Source organism: Pseudomonas sp. A39 (assembly GCF_058145955.1).
The window spans coordinates 92,517-114,486 of sequence record NZ_JBYVMD010000014.1 but is presented as its reverse complement, the minus strand read 5'-3'; the positions used below and the strand labels follow the sequence as shown (position 1 = coordinate 114,486).

The 21,970-nt window shown below is 61.0% G+C and carries 14 protein-coding genes; 8 read left to right on the top strand and 6 right to left on the bottom strand.

Annotated features, from left to right (window positions below; translation table 11 throughout):
- The first annotated feature begins 70 nt into the window (after window positions 1-70).
- A complete protein-coding gene (locus tag AC3ZU9_RS13720; protein ID WP_490090854.1) occupies window positions 71-4,750 on the top strand; it encodes a dermonecrotic toxin domain-containing protein in 4,680 nt (1,559 codons plus the stop codon).
- Here the strand turns inward: AC3ZU9_RS13720 and pdxR are convergent.
- Window positions 4,720-6,270, bottom strand: a complete 1,551-nt coding sequence (gene pdxR, locus AC3ZU9_RS13715) for a MocR-like pyridoxine biosynthesis transcription factor PdxR (RefSeq protein WP_093544711.1) — start codon at window positions 6,268-6,270, stop codon at window positions 4,720-4,722. The genes AC3ZU9_RS13720 and pdxR overlap by 31 nt on opposite strands.
- Before the next feature lie 87 nt (window positions 6,271-6,357).
- Between pdxR and AC3ZU9_RS13710 the strand changes: the two genes are divergently transcribed.
- The 4 genes from AC3ZU9_RS13710 to AC3ZU9_RS13695 all read left to right on the top strand — a co-directional run bounded on the left by AC3ZU9_RS13710 (window position 6,358) and on the right by AC3ZU9_RS13695 (window position 9,584).
- A complete protein-coding gene (locus tag AC3ZU9_RS13710) occupies window positions 6,358-6,996 on the top strand; it encodes an FMN-binding negative transcriptional regulator (protein ID WP_015886596.1) in 639 nt (212 codons plus the stop codon).
- On the top strand, window positions 6,993-7,439 hold the full coding sequence (locus tag AC3ZU9_RS13705; RefSeq protein WP_064053207.1) for a GNAT family N-acetyltransferase: 447 nt from the start codon (window positions 6,993-6,995) through the stop codon (window positions 7,437-7,439). The genes AC3ZU9_RS13710 and AC3ZU9_RS13705 overlap by 4 nt, the downstream gene beginning before the upstream one ends.
- Window positions 7,440-7,449: 10 nt before the next feature.
- Window positions 7,450-8,130 (top strand): GNAT family N-acetyltransferase, encoded by a 681-nt coding sequence (locus AC3ZU9_RS13700; RefSeq protein ID WP_093544719.1) that lies wholly within the window; start codon window positions 7,450-7,452, stop codon window positions 8,128-8,130.
- A gap of 158 nt (window positions 8,131-8,288) precedes the next feature.
- Entirely contained in the window at window positions 8,289-9,584 is a 1,296-nt protein-coding gene (locus tag AC3ZU9_RS13695) for an autotransporter outer membrane beta-barrel domain-containing protein (protein ID WP_093544722.1), read from the top strand.
- 76 nt (window positions 9,585-9,660) lie between these two features.
- On the opposite strand, the gene oadA is transcribed toward AC3ZU9_RS13695, so the two are convergent.
- The gene (gene oadA, locus AC3ZU9_RS13690) at window positions 9,661-11,469 is read right to left on the bottom strand and encodes a sodium-extruding oxaloacetate decarboxylase subunit alpha (protein WP_015886599.1); all 1,809 of its coding nucleotides are present in this window, start codon (window positions 11,467-11,469) and stop codon (window positions 9,661-9,663) included.
- An 11-nt stretch (window positions 11,470-11,480) separates the two neighbouring features.
- Window positions 11,481-12,896 carry an acetyl-CoA carboxylase biotin carboxylase subunit gene (locus AC3ZU9_RS13685; RefSeq protein WP_003213442.1) on the bottom strand — a complete coding sequence of 472 codons (1,416 nt, stop codon included), beginning with the start codon at window positions 12,894-12,896 and terminating at the stop codon, window positions 11,481-11,483.
- 195 nt (window positions 12,897-13,091) lie between these two features.
- Between AC3ZU9_RS13685 and AC3ZU9_RS13680 the strand changes: the two genes are divergently transcribed.
- Window positions 13,092-14,066, top strand: a complete 975-nt coding sequence (locus tag AC3ZU9_RS13680) for a LysR family transcriptional regulator (RefSeq protein ID WP_015886600.1) — start codon at window positions 13,092-13,094, stop codon at window positions 14,064-14,066.
- On the opposite strand, the gene AC3ZU9_RS13675 is transcribed toward AC3ZU9_RS13680, so the two are convergent.
- The 3 genes from AC3ZU9_RS13675 to AC3ZU9_RS13665 form a co-directional block, all read right to left on the bottom strand.
- Window positions 13,996-14,193, bottom strand: a complete 198-nt coding sequence (locus AC3ZU9_RS13675) for a PA3496 family putative envelope integrity protein (protein WP_079444958.1) — start codon at window positions 14,191-14,193, stop codon at window positions 13,996-13,998. The two genes, AC3ZU9_RS13680 and AC3ZU9_RS13675, sit on opposite strands and share 71 nt — an antisense overlap.
- Before the next feature lie 271 nt (window positions 14,194-14,464).
- Complete coding sequence (hexR, locus tag AC3ZU9_RS13670) at window positions 14,465-15,331, bottom strand: transcriptional regulator HexR (RefSeq protein ID WP_003177007.1); 867 nt, start codon at window positions 15,329-15,331, stop codon at window positions 14,465-14,467.
- A 158-nt stretch (window positions 15,332-15,489) separates the two neighbouring features.
- The gene (locus AC3ZU9_RS13665; protein ID WP_046035797.1) at window positions 15,490-18,366 is read right to left on the bottom strand and encodes an EAL domain-containing protein; all 2,877 of its coding nucleotides are present in this window, start codon (window positions 18,364-18,366) and stop codon (window positions 15,490-15,492) included.
- Between the two features lie 247 nt (window positions 18,367-18,613).
- Between AC3ZU9_RS13665 and uvrD the strand changes: the two genes are divergently transcribed.
- Together uvrD and AC3ZU9_RS13655 are read left to right on the top strand one after the other, a co-directional pair.
- Complete coding sequence (uvrD, locus tag AC3ZU9_RS13660; RefSeq protein ID WP_015886602.1) at window positions 18,614-20,797, top strand: DNA helicase II; 2,184 nt, start codon at window positions 18,614-18,616, stop codon at window positions 20,795-20,797.
- A gap of 237 nt (window positions 20,798-21,034) precedes the next feature.
- Window positions 21,035-21,904 carry a Tim44 domain-containing protein gene (locus tag AC3ZU9_RS13655; protein ID WP_046035798.1) on the top strand — a complete coding sequence of 290 codons (870 nt, stop codon included), beginning with the start codon at window positions 21,035-21,037 and terminating at the stop codon, window positions 21,902-21,904.
- Window positions 21,905-21,970: the final 66 nt, after the last annotated feature.

The window sequence follows — 21,970 nt, the reverse complement described above, 5'->3', positions numbered from 1 at the left end:
AACATCCTTACTGTGAGAAAAACGCCGCTACGCACCCTAGCGGCCCCTTTCTTGCGGCCAGGATGCCCTTATGAATGACACTGCACTGTCCCCCAGCGCCAACGATCTGCTGACTCAACTGGCCACCGGCCCCTCCCTGCGGGAGGTCGCGGCGGCGACTTTACGATCGGCGCTGGCCGAGCTGTACCCGGACCTTGATATCGACCCCAACCTGGCCATCCTGGTCACACCTCGCTGGCAAAGCGTCAGCGGTGAGGTGGTGCCCGACCTTCCGCACCTTCAATCGCTGGCCGGCGCACTGGCGCGCAGTGCGTTGACCAACGTCGCGCTGACCTGGATCGACGGTGAGCACTATCTGATCAATCAAACCCAGGAGCAGGCAAACACCCACGTTTCCGTCCAGGTTGACCGTATCGCGCAGTTGATCAACGAGTTGGCCCCCCTGCTGTTTGTCTCCTACCAGGAACAACAGCTCGATTTCTGGAACCAAAGCGGCGGCCAGAACGGGCCACGCTGGAAGACGTTGGCCCGCACACTGCGCAACCTCTGGAATGTACACACCGTCGATGACTGGGACGACGATGAGTGCGCCATGGCCAGGAACGTTTTTCACTACCCCGAATACGCACAGCGCCAGCCCCATGACAACTATGACGCCCACGTCTACCTGATTGATATGGATGAGCAAGCGGGTAGCGTCAGCAAACACCTCAATGTGACCTCTATGGCGCTGGTGGTCGGGCAGTTGGGCACACGGGAGCTCATCCTCGGTTACTCGATTGCCACCGGCTATAAAAAATTCAGCTCGATGAAGGCGTTTGGTGAATACCTGGCGCCCCATCCCCATTTATTCGCGGGGCGCGAAATCCATTGGCGACTGTTCGAGCCATCGGGCAATTTCTTTGAGTATCAGGCCAGTAGCCTGATCAGCCTGCAAATCGAAGCGCTGCGGCACATTGCCTTTGACGATGAGGACATCAAGCCACTTTCCCCGGCGGACAGTGCGAAGAAGGAACTCCACGCGTTCACGCAACAGGATCAATCCCGGCTTGGCTGGGCTCGCGACTCCCTGCCAGGATGGTTGCAGCAGGCCTCGTCACCCGACCAGTCGGCCTATGGTCGTTACATGATGGACTTGGCGGCCTTGAACCTGCAGGAGAACGGCAAAACCTATATGGATGACATTCCCGCCGTGGGTGATTTTGCCCGCGACGCATTGCGCACACAGATGATCAAGGACCACCCGGAGGCTGCCAACGTCAACCTGGAAAACGTGCAAATCGCCGTGACCAGCGCAGTGATCTGGGGCACGCTGGCCGTACCCGGCCAAACCCAGACGCAAACCTTCACGCTGACCGAGTTGGCCCTGGAAAACCTGATTGCCCTGCCGTTGGGTAACAAGGTCGTGATTTACCGTAACGGGACGGTGACGCCCATCTGGATGACGGCGCAATACTTGGAAAAACTGATTACCCAGGTCGATATCGGCAAACATTATCCCGCCCTGATCAAAAGCAAATTGCTGGAGGACGCTGCGCAGTCCTTGCGCCGGCAAAAACTCTACACCGAACAATTGCGCCTGCAACTGCCCTTGCTGGCCTTGCAGTACAAGATTCGCGGTCTTCACGGCCTGACCGAGCAGGGTTATCGCTACGTGTGTGCGGTGATGAACACGGAGACTGAAAAGCAGCGGGTAGACGGTTACCCGGTGGTGATCCGCCCCCTGGCCCTGTACCCCAAGCGGCGCTTGACGACAGCCGTGGATACGGTCGACAACATGTTCATCATTGGCCCCCAAGCCCCGAAAAACGGCCCTTGCCTGCTCTATCGACCACTGAGCAATGAGCCGTTGATGGAGTTCGCCTCTGAAGCCAACCTGCTCTATGAAATCAAGCAATCAGCGACCTTGCGCCAGTCGATCCTCGCCTGGTTGCCCGACAAGGAGCGCACCGCTTACGGCCAGTTCGTATTCACCGGCACCCTGCCGTCCCCCTGGGTCTTTACCAGCCTGCTCAATGACCCACTCGATGCGCTGGTGATGACAGGGCCGATCCGTTTCGGCAATGAGGTGTTGCGCAATGACTATTTCGCGACGCTGTTCAAAACTCACGCGATAGCATTGGCAAACCTGGCCGACCGCCAGTCTGTCTCCAATGCCGAGGGCCGCTGGGAAAGCTTGAAGCACATGGGCTGGCAGATCTTTACCGCGGCACTGCCATTCATGGGGAAAACCGTCGGCGCAGCGTCCTGGATCTGGCAATTGATGGATGATCTGCAACATGTCGTGGATGCCAGAGAAATAAACGAGCGACCTGCCGAGCTCTCCGCCTGGGTGGATATATTGCTGACGCTGGGCATGGTGTTGACGATGCACATCAGTACACAACGACGCCCCAGCGCGGCGATCGAAAAAGAAACGCGCGCCTCTTCCGAGCCGGGCGAGTCGTCCGAGCCCTCCAAGCATCCCAAGCATCCCAAGCCGTCAGAACCCGCCGAACCGTCCAAGCCCCCACCCGCCATGGTCCTGATACAAAAACCGACGATCACGGCAGGTGAGCTGCCGGCGGACCATCAAGGTACGCTGCATGCCAGCGGCGCGCTGACTCAGTCCCGGCGCAATCTCGGAGCGATCCTGGATGCCCTCATGGTCGAGAAGCCATCATCCCTGAGCGAACAGTACAAGGAGGACACCGCCTACAAGCACCTCTACAGCGCAGGGGAACACTGGTATGCGCCGGTTGGGACTCGATGGTTTGAGGTTGATGTGGACGAAAACGATTCAGTCCTGATTGTTGATCCAAAACAGTCACAGCGAACAGGCTTTCCGCTGACCAGCAACCGTGCTGGCCAGTGGTTTATCGACATCCGGTTCCGATTGAAAGCCAGCGGGCTGCGACGCCTGCGGCAAAAGGGCCAGCGCCTGAAACCGCCGAAAATAAAAGACCTGCGCGAGCAGTTAAATAGCTTTGACAAGCAATTGATGCAACGGCACAGCGAGCTTGAGGCACTGCGCGAGGCCATCGCCGCAACGCCGGAGGACGCCCAGGAAGCGGCTCGAACCTCCTACCTTGCCCAGGCGGACAATCACATCAAGGAACTCGACGTAACGATCTCCCAACTCAAATCGCTGAAGATCATCGACACCGTTCCCAATTACCTGGACGGGATGTACGAATACCTGACCAACCAGATTTTCGTGGCCCGCTCAGCCATCAACGAACAGTTGGACGGGTTCCAACAACAGCTACGTTCTGTCGAAGGGCACATGGACCCCGATGACGATACGCTGGCGACACTCCCCCTCAGTACCTATCAAAAAGTCTATGAGGTCACCCAGGATATGATTGAACGCCTGACGTTCATCGAGACCCCTTTAAGGGAGATGCGGGAGCTCGGTGAAAGGGGTGTCAGGTTCGCCACTACTCATGGGCTCGGCCTGGCGAATGTGAGCCTCACTGACCTCAAAGCGTTCAAGATCAGCCTGAGTACCTTCCTATGCCTCAATGAGACCAAAACCGAGAGCTTGCCGGCGGCCAGGGAAGCGGTTGCGCGCATTATCGAAACCGCCGAGCTGGCAGTGCAAAGCCTGCGAGTCGCCCTGGACCCGGAGAATGAAGCCACTCAAGACCAGTTGATCGAAACCCTCGACAGCCTGGTAGACCAGTTTGCAAGCGTGGATCAGAACCTGGTGGAGTTGCCGGCCGACTTCCCCGACGACCTGCAAAAAACCCCATTGGCCAATCTGCGCAAACAAATCGATGAGTTCGCCCAAAACGCCACGCGAGAACTGACCGGCCTGCTGCGCGAACGCAAAGCCCAAACCCTGGAACCCATGCCTGGACCTTCCCGCCCCTCGTCCAGGGTCACGAAGAGAGTCATCAAGACGCATCTCAAGGGGATTGTCATCGGCGAAGAACGCCTGCCGGACGCCGAAGGCAGCACAGCGCTGGTGGAGGTAAAGGAGCCGCTGACAGGCAAGGTAATCGCCACGTTCCATGAAAAAGAGCCGGGCGTGTGGGTTGAACAACTACCCGCGGCGCGATCAACCAGCCGCACCCAGGCCCGCAACCTTAAACAGAGCACGACCCACGGCCAGGCCCTGCTGGACACGCTTGATGCCTTTATCACTCGCACGGAAGTGCTGTCCAACGAGGCGGGATGGCTGCCAGTAACCATTGAAGAGCGTATCAGCAACCGGATCGAACAGCTGATGCACGCCAGCCAGGAGATCGAAGAAGCACTGACCCTGAGCAATCTGACAGAAAGCACGACACACCCCTCAGCAATGCTCAACAAACGACTGTCCGCCGCGATCAGCAAGCTCCAGGGCGAACGCAAGCGCCTCCACATTCATATGCTCAAGACACGGCCACCCACCGCGGCTCATGTCGAGCTATTGCTCAAGGAAGGGGTGGTTACCATCAAACCGCCCACCGGTGCGCGCATCAAGCTCACCGGACGTCACTCAGGTTTCCTGCAGGAGTATCCCGTGGTGGATATCCAAACCAAGAAAACGGTGTGGTATGCCCACTTTCACTACACCGCGCTGACAGGATCAGAGGAGAACTTCACCGCTGCCCACCTGAAAACCCCAGACCAACGCGGCCTGGGCGGAAAATACGAGCGCAGGAACGACGCCAGCCGCAACAATATCAGTATCTACCGCAGTGAGATCAGCCCCCAACTGGCGCGCATGCTGTTCCTTAAAAGCAAGCCACCTCAGCCGGCGGTGGAAGAGCCCCAGGCCTGACGCAAGCGCGCCAGGGCCTGGCCGATGGCAACCTCTGGCACCGCGGCAAACCCCAGCACGAGGCCCGCACGCTGGTCCGGCGGTGTGCTGGAGCCTGCCAGCCAGTAACTGCTCAGGCCGTTGATTTCGACACCAGCAGCCTTGGCCTGCTCGAGCAATTGTTGCTCACGGGCCAGGCTGGCCACGCGTACCGTAAGGTGCAGCCCTGCGGCAACGCTGGGCAGGCTGGCGACCCCGTCGAGGTCACCCGGCCACCCGGCCAGGAGTGCGTTGCGTCGGCTCAACGCCGCGCGGCGCATGCGCCGGATATGTCGCTGGAAGTGCCCGGCGGCCATGAATTCGGCCATCACGGCCTGGGTGCTGACTTCTGAATGGCGCATATCCACCGCGCGCCGCCGGGAAAAGGCGTCGACCAGGCCCGGCGGTAATACCAGGTAACCCAGGCGCAAGGCCGGAAAGGCCACCTTGCCGAACGTGCCGACGTACAGCACGCGCCCGCTGCGGTCCAGTGCCGCCAATGGCGACAGCGGCGCGCCGCTGTAGCGGTATTCACCGTCGTAATCGTCCTCGATGATCCAACCGCCCGTGCGCTCGGCCCAGGCCAGCAGTTCGAGGCGCCGCGCCAGGCTCATCACCACACCCAACGGGTACTGATGAGAGGGCGTGACATACGCCACTCGGCAATCGCCCAGGCTGTTGAGCACCTGGCAATCGATGCCTTCACTGTCCACCGGTACACCGTGCAACCGTCCGCCTGCCAAAGCGAACGCATGCCCAGCCGCACGGTAGCCAGGGTTTTCCACCGCTACCCCATCTCCCGGCTCTACCAGCAACTGTGCACAAAGGCTGATTGCCTGCTGCGCCCCACTGGTGATCACTATTTGTTCAGCGGTGCATTGCATGCCCCGTGAGCTGCGCAAGTAAGCGGCGATCAGACCGCGCAGGCGACCGTCACCCGCGGGGTCGCCATAGCACAGCAGTTCCAGGTCCGGCTTGCGCCAGAACGCCCCATTCAGCTTGGCCCATACCTCAAAGGGGAACAGATCAAAGGCCGGCACGCCCACGCGGAATGCCCGAGGCGGACCCGAGGGAGGTAAGGCCAGGTGGTTGTTTTTGACCCTGGCCAAGCCCGCGCTGTGGATAACTTCATCGTCCAGATCTTCCGGCAAATCAGCCCATTTTGTGGATAAGGCTGGGGATAAGCCTGTTGACAACCCTGTGGATACTTTTGTGGATAGTTTTTTTGCCGTAGGCAATTGAGCGACATAAGTGCCATCGCCGACCCGGCTTTCAATAAACCCCTCCGCATACAGCTGATCGTAGGCGCGTACCACACTGTTGCGGGAAATCGACAACGCCGCCGCCAGGTCACGGGTGGCGGGCAGGCGCGTGCCACTGACCAGTCGTCCATCCAGCACCCGCTGGCGCAAGGCGTCATACAGTTGGCGAGTCAGACCCTGACGGCGATCCAGCTCAATACCGGCGGGGTTGAATGACAGCGGCGCAGAGATGGGCGACATATTGGACCTATGAAATTGGTGCCAGATGGCTCTTACAACGAGCCATTAGCCTGCCTAGGATGCAGGCATTCGCCAAGGAATATTTCCATGTACACACCTCGCGCCTTCGCCCTCGACGATTTGCCCGAACTGCACCAATTGATCCAGCACACCCGCCTGGCGCAGTTAGTGACCGTGGGTGAACAAGGCCTGCAAGCCAGCCACTTGCCACTGCTGCTCAACCCCGATGAAGGTGCCAATGGCACGCTCTACGGACACCTGGCCAGAGCCAATCCTCAGTGGCGGGACCTGCAGAACGGCAGCGAAGCGCTGGTGATCTTTGCAGGCGCCGAGGCCTACATCAGCCCGGCCTTTTACCCAGCCAAAGCCGAGCACGGCAAAGTGGTGCCCACCTGGAATTACCTGGCGGTGCACGCCTATGGCAAGGCCGAGGTGTTTACCGACGCCGAGCGTTTGCTCAACGTGGTCAGCGCTCTCACTGATCGCCATGAAGGCAACCGCTCCCAGCCCTGGAAAGTCAGCGATGCCCCGGCCGATTACATTGAAAGCATGCTCAACGCCATCGTCGGCTTTGCCCTGCCGATCGAACGCCTGATCGGCAAACGCAAACTCAGCCAGAACCGCAGCCCGGCCGATATCGCCGGCGTGCGCGAAGGCCTGGCCGCCAGTAGCGACGTGCGTGACCAGACCCTCGCCCGCTTTATGCCCCAAGGAGCCTCAGAATGAGCCAGATCGACATCCGCCCAGTCACCGCCGCCGACCACGCCGCCTGGCTGCCGCTGTGGCAAGCGTATCTGACGTTCTACAACACCGAGTTGCCCGACGCCGTCACCCAAAGCACCTGGCAGCGCCTGATCGACGCCACCGAGCCCACCCATTCGGCCCTGGCCTGGCAGGACGACAAGGCGGTGGGCATGGTCAACTTCATCTACCACCGCTCCAACTGGAGCATCGAGAACTCGTGCTACCTGCAGGACTTGCTGGTCGTCCCGACCCAACGTGGCACCGGCGTGGGCCGCAAGCTGATCGAATTCGTCTACACCACCGCCAAGGCTGACGGTTGCTGCAAGGTCCATTGGCTGACCCACGAGACCAACGCCACAGCGATCCAACTCTACGAACGCATTGCCGAACGTCCAGGCTTTATCCAATTTCGCAAAGGTCTTTAAGGAGCGCAGCATGACGACTTCTCTCGCCGACTGGAAAGGCGTTCAGGCGCCCACCGTTCAACGGCTGGAAGGACGGTTTATCCGTCTGGAAAAACTCGACCCCGCCCGCCATGGCGATGAGCTGTTCAACGCCCTGCAAGGCCCCGGTGCCGACCCCAAGCTGTGGGACTACCTGCCTTACGGCCCATTCCCCGAACGCAGCGTCTTCAATGATTGGCTGAACAATCACGCCGCGCACAGCGACCCGTATCTTTTCAGCGTCATCGACCGCGCAACCGGCCAGGTACAGGGCATCCTCAGCCTGATGTCGATCGTCCCGGACCACGGTCGCATCGAAATCGGCCACGTCACCTTCGGCGCCGCCATGCAGCGCTCGCCAAAAAGCACCGAAGCGGTCTACCTGCTGGCCAAGCACGCGTTCGACCAGGGTTACCGTCGCCTGGAATGGAAGTGCAACAACGCCAACGGCCGCTCCAAATACGCAGCCGAGCGGTTGGGTTTCAGTTTTGAAGGCGTGTTCCGCCAGCACACCGTGGTCAAAGGCAAGAACCGGGATACCGCGTGGTACTCGATCATCGACGCCGAATGGCCACAGGTTGCAGCGGGCTTTGAGGCGTGGTTATCGGAAGCGAACCAGCAGGGTGATGGGCAGGTGAAGTCACTGGCGCAGTGCCGGTCCCAACACCTCTGATCAATGAGGGAGCCACGCGTTGATCGCCCGCTGGCCGATGCGTTTTTAATCGCGCCGCACTAGAGAAAACTCCCGCAAACTGGGGGTCGATGACCTGACAGTTATCGCCCCGTCATCTCGCTAAATTCCCGGCCTCATTCATCAGAGGTTGGGATTTCATGCCTTTTACACCCCACAGATTCGCACTCGTCATTGCCCTTGCTCTCAGCACTGCCAGCCTTCAACCCGCGCATGCGCGTGGCGATATCGAATACAAGCCGTACCCGCATCCCTACTACGATGCGCAGCCCGATCCGTGGCCTCCTGTAGAGCCCGAGATCGAGTCAACGCCCCTCGACGGTTATCTCACCCAGAAAGCGACCTCGCGCAATGGCTTGCAAGTGGCCAAGGTGCTGGAGCCGGGATTGATTCGGTTACTGGAGTCCGGGGAACTGACGTCCGAGCAAATCAAAGCCCTTGAAAAGCTCGGTGATGGCCTCGAGAAACAACCCGGCGGCATCGGTGCCAGCCTTGAGCAACTGGCCGGCAGCCAGAACGCCAACCTCGCCGGCGCAACGCAAAACACCACACAGCACCTCAGCAACCAATTGCTCTCGACCCTGCGCACACTGCCCGCTGACGACGAAGGCCACTTCTGGATTCAAGGTGTGGGCAACGACGGCAGCCTCGACAAGCAAGGCGGCAGCGCCGGTCTGAAATATGGCATCGACGGCCTGTTGCTGGGCGCCGACTGGGCACTGGATCACGCCTGGCGCGTTGGCATCATGGGTGCAAAATCCACCAGCCATTTGAATACCCAACGCTTCTCTGGCGACCTCGACAGCTGGCACCTGGGGGGTTACGCCGTACGCCAGGACGGCCCGATAGGCCTGCGCCTGGGGGCGATCTACAGCGACCACGCGGGGCAGAACAAACGCGACGTCAACCTGCTGGACTACAAGGAGCAACTCAAGGGCAAATACAACGCCCAAAGCCAAACCCTGTTTTCCGAACTGGGCTATCAACTGGGCAGCGCGGACCTCAGCGTCGAACCCTTCGCCGGCCTCGGTTTCCAGCGCTACCACCGCGACAGTTTCAAGGAAACGGGTGGCTTGACCGCGCTGAACGTCGGCGCACAAACCCAACAAAACCTCAGCACCACCTTGGGCCTGCGCCTGGCAACGGTGTATCGGTTCGATAACCAGATCAGCCTCACACCCCACCTCAGCACCGGCTGGAAACACCTCTACGGCGGAGTCGACAGCCAGGTCCGCCAATCCTACCGCGCCCTGCCGGGGCTGGTTGACGGCTTCACCGTCACCGGCACCTCGCTGGACCGCAATAGCCTCGACCTTCAAGCCGGGCTCGACCTCGCCTTGTCGGCACAACACACCGTCGGCCTGACCTACAGCGCGCAAGCCGGCACAAACAGTCGCAACCAGGGCTTGATGGGGCAGTGGAAGATCAGCTTCTAACCCCACCAAATTGCGCACGAAAAAAAAGGGGGGCACCTGCCCCCCCGAGGATTAAACGGTCGTGTCGAAGGCTGGATCAGCCTTCGATTTCAATCAGGATTTCGCCAGGGTTGACCCGGTCGCCCTTGGCCACATGAACGGCAGTCACCTTGCCGGCAATCGCTGCCTGCACTTCGGTTTCCATTTTCATGGCTTCGGTAATCAGCACGGCCTGGCCGGCCTTGACCACGTCACCTTCCTTGACCAGCACGTCGACGATATTGCCCGGCATCGCGGTGCTGACATGGCCAGGCTCGGTGGCGTGCTTGCGCTTGCTGCCGCCACTGCTGACGAATTCGTTGAGCGGTTCGAACACCACTTCTTCCGGCATGCCGTCGATGGACAGGTAGAAGTGACGCTTGCCTTCGGCCTTCACGCCGACACCGGTGATGTCCACGCGGTAGCTTTCGCCGTGTACGTCGATGACGAACTCGGTCGGTACGCCTTCGCCACCGGCACGCGCCACGCCGCCGGCTTCTGGGATCGGCAACAGCACTTCAGGGGCCAAGGTGCCGGCGTCGCGCTCTTCGAGGAACTTGCGCCCGATGTCCGGGAACATGGCGTAGGTCAGCACGTCTTCTTCGGACTTGGCCAACGCGCCGATTTCACCGCGCAGTTTGGTCATTTCCGGCTTGAGCAGGTCGGCCGGGCGTACGTCGATCACTTCTTCGCTGCCGATGGCCTGGCGACGCAATTTCTCGTTCACGGTGCCCGGCGCCTTGCCGTAGCCGCCTTGCAGGTACAGCTTCACTTCGTTGGTGATGGTCTTGTAGCGCTCGCCGGCCAACACGTTGAAAAACGCCTGGGTGCCAACGATCTGCGAGGTCGGGGTGACCAGCGGCGGGAAGCCGAGGTCTTCGCGTACTCGCGGGATTTCGGCCAGCACTTCGCCCATGCGGTTGAGCGCGCCTTGCTCTTTCAATTGGTTGGCCAGGTTGGAAATCATCCCGCCCGGTACCTGGTTGACTTGCACGCGGGTGTCGACGGCGGTGAATTCGCTTTCGAACTGGTGGTACTTCTTGCGCACGGCGTAGAAGTACAGGCCAATCTCTTGCAGCAGTTCCAGGCTCAGGCCGGTATCGAACTCGCTGCCTTTAAGGGCGGCGACCATCGACTCGGTACCGGGGTGGCTGGTGCCCCAGGCGAAGCTGGAGATCGCCGTGTCGATGTGGTCGGCACCGTTCTCGATGGCCTTGAGTTGGCACATCGCGGCCAAGCCCGCCGTGTCGTGCGAGTGGATAAAGATCGGCAGGTTTTGCTCGGCTTTGAGTGCCTTGACCAGCTCGCCGGTGGCGTACGGGGTCAGCAGGCCGGCCATGTCCTTGATCGCAATCGAGTCGCAACCCATGGATTCCAACTGCTTGGCCTGGGCCACGAACGCCTCGACGGTGTGCACCGGGCTGGTGGTGTAGGCGATGGTGCCTTGGGCATGTTTGCCGGCGGCCTTCACCGCTTCGATGGCCACGCGCAGGTTACGCACGTCGTTCATGGCGTCGAAGATGCGGAATACGTCGATACCGTTGACGGCAGCCTTGGCCACGAACGCCTTGACCACGTCATCGCTGTAATGGCGATAGCCCAGCAGGTTCTGGCCACGCAGCAGCATCTGCAAGCGGGTGTTGGGCAACGCGGCGCGCAGTTTGCGCAGACGCTCCCACGGGTCCTCCTTGAGGAAGCGCACGCAGGCGTCGAAGGTCGCGCCGCCCCAGACTTCCAAGGACCAGTAGCCGACTTTGTCGAGCTTGTCGCAGATCGGCAGCATGTCGTCGGTGCGCATGCGAGTGGCCAGCAACGATTGGTGGGCGTCGCGCAGGATGGTGTCGGTTACGAAGATTTTTTTAGACATTGGAATGTTCCTCACAGGCCTGCGTGGGCGGCGATGGCGGCGGCGATGGCCAGGGCCAGCTCTTCGGGTTTGCGCTTGATCGAGTAGTTGGTCAGCTCAGGGTGGCTTTCCACGAAACTGGTGTTGAACTGGCCGCTGCGGAATTCCGGATTGCGCAGGATTTCCTGGTAGTAGGCGGCGGTGGTCTTCACGCCTTGCAGGCGCATGTCGTCCAGGGCACGCAGGCCGCGGTCCATGGCCTCTTCCCAGGTCAACGCCCACACCACCAGTTTCAGGCACATGGAGTCGTAGAACGGCGGGATGGTGTAGCCGGTATAGATCGCCGTGTCGGTACGCACGCCGGGGCCGCCGGGTGCGTAGTAACGGGTGATCTTGCCGAAGCTGGGCAGGAAGTTGTTCTTCGGGTCTTCGGCGTTGATACGGAACTGCAACGCGAAGCCACGATGCTGGATATCTTCCTGTTTCACCGACAGCGGCAGGCCCGAGGCGATGCGGATCTGTTCGCGGACAATGTCGATCCCGGTGATTTCTTCAGTGATGGTGTGTTCCACCTGCACCCGGGTGTTCATCTCCATGAAGTACACCTCGCCCTCGGCGAGCAGGAACTCCACGGTACCGGCGTTCTCGTAGCCCACGGCCTTGGCGGCTCGCACCGACAGGTCGCCGATGTAGGCGCGCTGTTCCGGGGTCAGTTGCGGGCTTGGGGCGATTTCGATGAGCTTCTGGTTACGGCGCTGGATCGAGCAATCGCGCTCGAACAGGTGCACCACGTTGCCGAAGCTGTCACCGAGGATCTGCGCCTCGATGTGCTTGGGATTGACGATGCATTTTTCCAGGAACACTTCCGCCGAACCGAACGCCTTGGTGGCCTCGGAAATCACACGGGGGAAGGCTTGTTCAAGTTCTTCACGGCTGTTGCAACGACGAATGCCGCGACCGCCACCACCGGAGGTGGCCTTGAGCATCACCGGGTAACCAATACGGTCGCCTTCGGTGAGGGCCTCAGCGATGTCGGCGACGTTGCCTTCGGTGCCCGGCGTGACCGGCACACCGGCCTTGATCATGCTGCGGCGCGCTTCGGTCTTGTCGCCCATGCGGCGGATGACTTCGGCCGAGGGACCGATGAATTTGATCCCGCGTTCGGCGCAGATGTCCGCCAGTTCGGCGTTTTCCGACAGGAACCCGTAACCGGGGTGCAGTGCATCACAGCCGGTTTCCACGGCGAGGTTCACCAGCTTGCGCGGGTTCAAGTAACCGGCCAGGGGCTCGGCACCGATGCTGTGGGCTTCGTCGGCACGCTTGACGTGCAACGCGTGGCGGTCGGCGTCGGAGTAGACCGCGACCGAGCGAATGCCCATCTCGGCGCAGGCACGCACGATTCGTACGGCAATTTCACCACGGTTGGCGATCAGGATCTTTTTTATCACTTGGAAATTCCCTTGAGCCGATTGCTGCGTTCTTCGACCCTATGAATCCGGGTCGGCGCGTGACCAAATGTTTCATGACAGTCGCGAGACACACACTAAGCCCGCCAAGGGATTAACAAAAATCAATAATTATTGGGTCGTGCATAAGTAAAGACTTATAGTTGGCCGCACAGCCTGGGGCGAGAGGATTAAAAAATGCGTAAGTCATTGATGCGACTGACATTGCGTCAATTGCAGATCTTCCATGAGGTGTGTGACTTGCGCTCCTACAGCCGCGCGGCCGAGGAAATGTCTCTCACACAACCGGCCGTTAGCCTGCAAATTCGCCAGCTGGAAGAGCTGATCGGCCAGCCGTTGTTCGATTACGTCGGCAAAAAGCTCTACATGACCGAGGCCGCCGAAGCCCTGCAACGGGCCAGCCGGGATATTTTCGGGCGCCTGGAAAACCTCGATATGCAGCTCTCGGACATGCAGGGCTCGTTGCAAGGCCAACTGAAACTGGCGATTGAGTCCAGCGCCAAGTATTTCGTGCCGCACCTGTTTGCCGCCTTCAAGCGCCAGCATCCGGAAGTGCAATTGCACCTCACGGTGGTTAACCGTGCCCAGGTGATCCGCCGGCTTTCGGACAATCGCGACGACCTGGTGATCATGTCGATGGTGCCCCAGGACATGGGCTTGGAGTTCCTGCCGTTCCTTAACAACCCAATCGTTGCCGTGGCACCGCCCGACCACCCGCTCAGCCTTCAGGGACCGCTGCGCCTGCAGGACCTGGAACCTTACACACTGCTGCTGCGCGAACCGGGTTCCGGCACGCGGCTGGCTTGTGAGGAATATTTCAAGGAAAAACGCGTGCACTTCACCCAGACGGTTGAAGTCGCCTCAGCCGAGGCGCAGCGCGAATGCGTATGCGCCGGGCTGGGCGTGGCCTTGTTGACGCGTCACGCGGTCAACATGGAATTGGCCACCGGCGGGCTCAAAGAGCTGCCGGTGGAAGAGCTGCCGCTGTACCGCAGCTGGTGCCTGGTGCAGGCCAAGGCCAAGCGCCTGTCACCGGTGGCCCATGCGTTCCTGGGCTTTATCCGCAGCGAGCGGGTGCAGATCAGCGCGCTGGCTGAGCGCTTCGCTGGGCAGCCGCGGGTGCCTGCCAGTGGAGTTCCGGGTAGTCCGTGATGCTCTGGAGCAGTTGGCGCTGATCACAGCGGTCTTCGATTGCGCGACGGAACGCCATGCGGCGCTGGTCTTCCTGTTGACGACGGGTCTTGACGGAGCTGTTGCTGTCTTCGTAGGGCCGGGCCATTTGGAGTCTCCCAATGCGAGTACGGGGAGTACAGGATGGCCTTGGAGAGTTACGGTTTGGCGGCATAGGCATGACAAAAGGGTGAACATTGATCCGTGGTGAGCGGGCTTGCCCCGCGCTGGGCTGCGAAGCGGCGCCAATCCGGCCACCGCGTTACTTCAGATAAAACGCGGTGGCCTGTTTTAGGGCCGCTTCGCGCCCCAGCGCGGGGCAAGCCCGCTCACCACGACAGCCTGCTCACCACAACAGCCCGCCACACGCAAAACTGCAATCAGTCGTCGAGGGCTTTGACGGATTTGGGCGACAGACGCAGGCTGCGCAAGCTGCGCTTGACGCTCTTGAGGTGGTTGACCAGGCTCGGCCCGCGCGCCATGGCCACGCCCATGGCCAGCACGTCGATCACCACCAGGTGGGCGATGCGCGAGGTCAGTGGCGTGTAGATCTCGGTGTCTTCATGCACATCGATGGCCAGGTTGACCGTTGACAGTTCCGCCAAGGGCGTCTGGCTGGGGCACAGGGTGATCAACGAAGCGCCGCTCTCACGCACCAGGTTGGCGGTGATCAGCAGGTCTTTGGAGCGGCCGGACTGCGAGATGCAGATGGCGACATCGGTGGGCTTCAAGGTCACCGCCGACATGGCCTGCATGTGCGGGTCACTGTAGGCCGCTGCGGTGAGCAGCAGGCGGAAGAATTTGTGCTGGGCGTCGGCCGCCACTGCGCCGGATGCACCGAAGCCATAGAACTCAACGCGCTGGGCCTGGGACATGGCCGTCACGGCCTTCTGCAGCTCCACCGGGTCGAGCTTCTCGCGCACTTCCATCAGGGTGTGCAGGGTGGTGTCGAAGATTTTCAGGCTGTAATCGGCAACGGAATCGTCTTCATGGATCGCAAATTGCCCGAAGCTCGCACCGGCGGCCAGGCTTTGGGCCAGCTTGAGTTTCAAGTCCTGGAACCCGGAGCAACCGATGGCGCGGCAGAAACGCACGATGGTCGGCTCGCTGATGCCCACGCTGTGGGCCAAATCGGCCATGGAACTGTGCATCACAGCCGCAGGGTCAAGCAGCACGTGATCGGCAACCTTGAGTTCCGATTTGCGTAACAGGTGGCGCGACTGGGCGATATGTTGCAACAGGTTCAAAGGACAGGACTCTTGTTATGGGCAGGGCCAAGGATGTAGCAAGCTTGTAGTTATACTACAAGAATTGCCGTTTTGCCCGTCCGACGCGTCACTAAATCGCCCTGCCCGCCTTTGAATTTAAGGGCAGCCAAGTTGTAGCCACAGGGGCGACCTTGGCATCACTCAGGAAAATCTGCATTTTTCCGTAACAAATCTGCCAACCCTTCGGCCTGCATCGGCCGGCTGATCAAATAGCCCTGCACTTCATCACACCGCTCACCGCGCAGGAAATCCAGCTGCTGCTGGTCTTCCACACCTTCTGCCACCACCTTGAGTGCCAGCCCATGGGCCATGGCGATAATTGCGCGGGTGATGGCCGCGTCTTCACGCCCCTGCCCGAGTCCACGAATAAAGGTCTGGTCGATCTTCACGTAGTCCACGGGGATACGCTTGAGGTAGCTGAGGGACGAATAACCGGTGCCGAAATCGTCGATGGCCAGCTTCACGCCCAGGTCGCGCAGTTGCTGGAACGTGGCGATGATGTGTTCGACGCTGTCGAGTAATTGGCTTTCGGTCAGCTCCAGCTCGAGGTATTGCGGGTCCAGGCCGGTTTCTTCAAGCACTTGGCGCACCAGGCTGACCAACTTGCCTTGACGCAGTTGGTGCACCGAGAGGTTCACCGACACGCGAATCGGCGCCAGCCCCTGACGCTGCCATTCACACGCCTGCCAGCACGCCTCGCGCAGCACGAATTCGCCCAGCGGCACGATGAGGCCAGTCTCTTCGGCCAGGCCGATAAAGTCCCCCGGCGGCACCATGCCCCATTGCGGATGCTCCCAGCGGATCAACGCCTCGGCCGCATTCAGCTTGCCGGTGGCCAGGCATAGCTTCGGTTGGTAGAACACTGAGAGCTGACGTTCTTCGATGGCCTTGCGCAGGTGGTTTTCCAGCTGCAAGCGCTCCAGGGTGCTGGCTTGCAAGCTGTCGGTGTAGAACTGAAAGTTATTACCGCCCAAGTGCTTGGCGTGCTGCATGGCCATGTTCGATTGACTGACCAGCGCGGAAATCTCCCGCGCATTGTCCGGTAACAGGCTGACACCCATTGAGGCACTGACCACCAACTCATGCCCTTCCACCGTCACCGGCACCCGCAGTTTGGCCAGCAGCCGCGTGGCCACGCGCGCCAGGCTCGACAGGTTGCCATAGGCGTCGAACAACACAGCGAATTCATCCCCGGACAAACGCGCAATGGTGTCGGCCTCGGGCAAGGCGTTAATCAGGCGACGCGCCATTTTTTGCAGCAATTGGTCGGCAACTTCATGGCCGAGGCTGTCATTGAGTAACTTGAAGCGGTCGAGATTGATGTGCAGCAGCGCCAGGCTGCGCCCGCCTTGGCGTACACGCTGGTGAGCCTCGCGCAGCCGTTCGCGGAACAGCGAGCGGTTGGCCAGCCCGGTCAACTCGTCGTAATGAGTGAGGTAACGCATACGTTCTTCGGACTCACGCCGCGCCGAGAGATCGGCGAAGAACCCCACGATATGACTGACTTTTCCTCGAACATCGCGCACCACATTCAATTGCAGCCACTGCGGGTACAGCTCGCCGTTCTTGCGCGTCTCCACCAACTCGCCCTGCCACGTACCGTGGCTTAGCAACGCCTGGCGGATCACCGGAAAGTGGCGGCGGGCATCGCGGCTGCTGGGCAGCTCCACCACATTGCGGCCAATCATGTCGTCGGTTTCGAAGCCCGTGACACGGCTGAAGGCCTGGTTGACGGCAATCAGCACGTAGTCCGGGTCGAGGATCACAATGCCCTCGCTGGCGGCTTCAAAGACGGTCGACGCCAAACGCTGCTGTTCCTCCAGGGCCTTGCTGGCGCTGATATCACGGCGTGTACCGAGCATGCGCGTGACGCGGCCGCTGGGCGCACGCTCCACGGCACGGCCACGGTCTTCGATCCACACCCAGTGCCCATCGCCATGACGCACGCGGTATTCCACTTGGTAGTCCTCGCTGCGGCCCTTGAGGTGCTCCACCAGGGCACGCTTGAGCAGCGGCAGGTCTTCGGGGTGCAGGCGTGGCTTGAGGTGACCGAGCATCGCCGTGACGTACTCAGGCTCCAGGCCGAACAGCTCCTTGAGCTGGGTGTGGTGGACTTCGTCGGTTTGCAGGTTCCAGTCCCACAGGCCCAGCTCGCTGGCTTGCAGGGCCATGGCCAGGCGCGCCTCGCTTTTATTCAGCGCTTGGCTGGCAGCGTCCAGCTCCTGGCTACGCTGTGCCACGCGGTCCTGCAGGCCGACCTGGGCTTCGCGCAGTTCCTGCTCGACCTGGCGGCGTTGTTCGACTTCGCGCACCAACTCCTGATTGAGTTGCTCGCTGCGCTGCTGTGCCTGTTGCAGATGTTCGATCAACGCCTGGTTCTGGAAGCGTCGCAGCAGCCCGCGCTGGATCAGGCGATTGACCTGCCACGCCACCAGGCTCAAGGACGCCAGCAGGATCAGGCCGAGTACGCCCCAGCCACGCTGCTGCGGGTCACCGCTCCAGAACAGGTAAATGATGGACGGCACCAGGCACGGCAAGGCGAACGACAAAAAGGCCGGCACGCTCACGGCGTAGGCCACGCTGGCCGACAGTGTCGCGGCGCCGATCAGGCCGAACACCCAGGCCTGCTGCATAAAGCTGCCCGCCGGCACCAGGGCGATGGCGGCGGTGGCCAGGGTCAGGCCGCTGACCGCCGAACCGAGCATGAACATGCGCCGCCACACCGGCTGGGCCTGGCGACTGGGCATGGCCGAATCAAACGCGGCCACTTGGATCACGCGCATCGCCACCAGGGCCAGCAGCCAGACCAACCAGATGCTGTCCAACAGGTATTGCTTGGGGTTCCAGAGCAGCCAGGCGCAGACCAGGCCATTGACCAACATCAACAGGGTCGGCAGCAGCGAGCCCTGATACAGCAGGCGTGTGCGCTCGACCGCCATCTCGGTGGCGTAGTGTTTGCGAAGAACCTGCGCGGGCGCCGCCGAGGGGCCAAACAGGTCGGTGCTGAGGGTCATAGGCAGTGTTCTTATAATGGTGAGCCCGAAACGTCGACGGAGCATACACAAGCAAACGCTTGGGCCAAACTGCTCTACGTCATAAAAACGGCATGCTCATGCGCCGCAAACTTCGGGGCCAGACGGCTTGAGCGAGACGCTGCGCGGGCTGTGGCCATTGACCAACCGGTCATCACCCTGATTGTTTTCCGTCGACCACCCGGCATTGGTATTTGCCCCACTCCCCCGTGGGCCATAGAATGCGCCGATGCGCGATGATCTCTCTCTTTTGCTGAACTCCCTCAACGATGCCCAACGCCAGGCCGTAGCCGCCCCCGTTGGCCGTCAGTTGGTCCTGGCCGGTGCTGGCTCCGGTAAAACCCGAGTGCTGGTGCACCGTATCGCCTGGTTGATCCAGGTCGAGAACGCGTCCCCGCATTCCATCCTGTCGGTGACCTTCACCAACAAGGCCGCTGCCGAGATGCGCCACCGCATCGAGCAGTTGATGGGCATCAGCCCGGCCGGCATGTGGGTAGGCACCTTCCACGGCCTGGCGCACCGCCTGTTGCGGGCGCACTGGCAGGAAGCGGGCCTGAGCCAGACCTTCCAGATTCTCGACAGCGATGACCAGCAACGCTTGGTCAAGCGGGTGATCCGCGAACTGGGGCTCGACGAACAGCGCTGGCCAGCGCGCCAGGCCCAATGGTTTATCAACGGCCAGAAAGACGAAGGCCTGCGCCCGCAGCACATCCAGGCCAGCGGCGATTTGTTCCTGGCCACCATGCGCAGCATTTATGAAGCCTACGAGGCCGCGTGCGTACGCGCCGGGGTGATCGACTTCTCCGAGCTGCTGCTGCGCGCCCTCGACCTGTGGCGCGACAACCCGGGTTTGCTGGCCCATTACCAGAAACGCTTCCGCCACATTCTGGTGGACGAGTTCCAGGACACCAACGCCGTGCAGTACGCCTGGTTGCGCCTGCTGGCCAAAGGTGGCGACAGCCTGATGGTGGTGGGCGACGACGACCAGTCGATCTACGGCTGGCGTGGCGCGAAAATCGAGAACATCTACCAGTATTCCGAAGACTTCCCGGACGCCGTCACCATCCGCCTGGAGCAGAACTACCGCTCCACCGCCGGTATCCTCAAGGCGGCCAACGCCTTGATCGCCAACAACACCGGGCGCCTGGGCAAAGAGCTGTGGACCGACGGTGGCGAAGGCGAAGCCATCAACTTGTACGCCGCGTTCAACGAGCACGATGAAGCGCGCTACGTGGTGGAAACCATCGAAAGTGCACTGAAAACCGGCCTGGCGCGCAGCGATATCGCCATTTTGTATCGCTCCAACGCCCAATCGCGGGTCTTGGAAGAAGCCTTGCTGCGCGAACGCATCCCGTACCGCATCTACGGTGGCCAGCGCTTCTTCGAGCGTGCCGAGATCAAGAACGCCATGGCCTACCTGCGCTTGCTGGAAGGCCGCGGCAACGATGCGGCGCTGGAGCGGGTGATCAACATCCCGGCCCGTGGCATTGGCGAAAAGACTGTCGAAGCCATTCGCGACCACGCGCGCCATGCCGATGTGTCGATGTGGGAAGCCATGCGCTTGCTGATCGCCAATAAAGGCCTGACCGGCCGCGCCGCCGGGGCGCTGGGTGTGTTTGTCGAACTGATCGAGAACCTCGCCGCCAAGTGCGCGGAAATGCCTCTGCACTTGATGACCCAGACCGTGATCGAGCAGTCCGGGCTGATCGCCTACCACGAAGCGGAAAAAGGCGAGAAAGGCCAGGCACGGGTAGAAAACCTTGAGGAACTGGTCAGCGCCGCCCGTGCGTTCGAAAACACCGAGGAAGACGAAGAGCTGACCCCGCTCGCCGCTTTCCTCGGCCATGCGTCGCTGGAAGCCGGCGATACCCAGGCCGATGAGCATGAAGACAGCATCCAGTTGATGACCTTGCACAGCGCCAAGGGCCTGGAGTTCCCGTACGTGTTCCTGGTGGGCATGGAAGAAGGCCTGTTCCCGCACAAGATGAGCCTGGAAGAGCCGGGCCGTCTTGAGGAGGAGCGCCGCCTGGCCTACGTGGGCATCACCCGCGCGATGCAGAACCTGGTGATGACCTACGCCGAGACCCGACGCCTGTACGGCAGCGAGACCTACAACAAGGTGTCGCGTTTCGTACGTGAAGTGCCGAAGGGGCTGATCCAGGAAGTGCGCTTGTCCAACAGCGTCAGCCGCCCGTTCGGCGGAGGTCAGCAGCAGAACTCCAGCAGTATGTTCGCCGGTTCCGAGATTCCGGAAACCCAGTTCAGCCTTGGCCAGCAGGTCAGGCATTCGGTGTTCGGCGAAGGCGTGATCCTCAACTTCGAAGGCGCCGGTGCCCAGGCGCGGGTGCAGGTGAATTTCGCCGAAGGCAGCAAGTGGCTGATGATGGGTTACGCGAAGCTCGAAGCCATCTGACTGTGGCGAGGGCGCTTGCTCCCTCACCCCAACCGGCCCCTCTCATGAAACACTGCGTTACATGAAGATCATGGGCCCGCCCTTGTTTTAGACGAGCGCGGGCCAATATCTGTAATAAGTCCTACAGACCATTCTGAATCGGTCCTACGCAAAAGCCCGAAACATTATGTCGCTAGCCACTGTCACTACACCTGTGCAACATGGCGCGCGTGCAATCCACAAATGGGAATTCCCTTTATGAAACGTTTTCTTAGCATCGCCATGGCGTTGTGCATCGGCCTGACGATGAGCATCGACGCCAACGCCAAGCGCTTTGGTGGCGGCAAAAGCATGGGCTCGGCACCGACTCACCAGACCAGCCAAATGGCCCCATCCGCCGGTGCCGGCGGTGCTGCGGCTACCGCAGGCGCAGCCGGTGCTGCAGGCGCCGCTGCCAAGGCTGGCGGTGCTTCGCGCTGGTTGGGCCCTCTGGCCGGTATCGCCGCCGGTGGCCTGCTCGCTTCCATGTTCATGGGCGGCGGCTTCCAGGGCATGCAGATCTTCGACATCCTGATCATGGCGGTCATCGCCTTCCTGATCTTCCGCTTCATCGCTGCCCGTCGCCGCAAGCAGCAGGAGCATCTGGCTCCCGCTGGCGCGCCAATGCAGCGTGAAGTGTTCGAGCAAAAACCAGCCATGGGTTCGATCTTCGGTGGTTCGGCAGCGCCTGCTGCGGCCCGTCCGGTGATCAACGCACCGGCCTGGTTCAACGAAGAGCGTTTCGTCGAAGCGGCCCGCAGCCACTTCCAGTCCCTGCAACAGCATTGGGACGCCAACGAAATGGACAAGATCTCCGAGTTCGTGACCCCGCAATTGCTGGAGTTCCTCAAGCGCGAACGTGCCGACCTGGGCGACGCGTTCCAGTCGACCTACATCGACGACCTGCGCGTACAGCTGGAAGGTGTGGATGATCGCGCTGACAAGACCATCGCCACCCTGACCTTCAGCGGTGTATCGAAGACTTCGCGCTTCGACCAGGGCGAAGTGTTCAGCGAAAGCTGGAACATGGAACGTGCCCAGGGCGACAACCAGCCTTGGCTGGTCGCCGGTATCCGCCAGAACGGCTGATCCCTGCGCGCTTAGCAAGCAGATACAAAAAACCCCGGACCTGTCCGGGGTTTTCTATTTCACGGT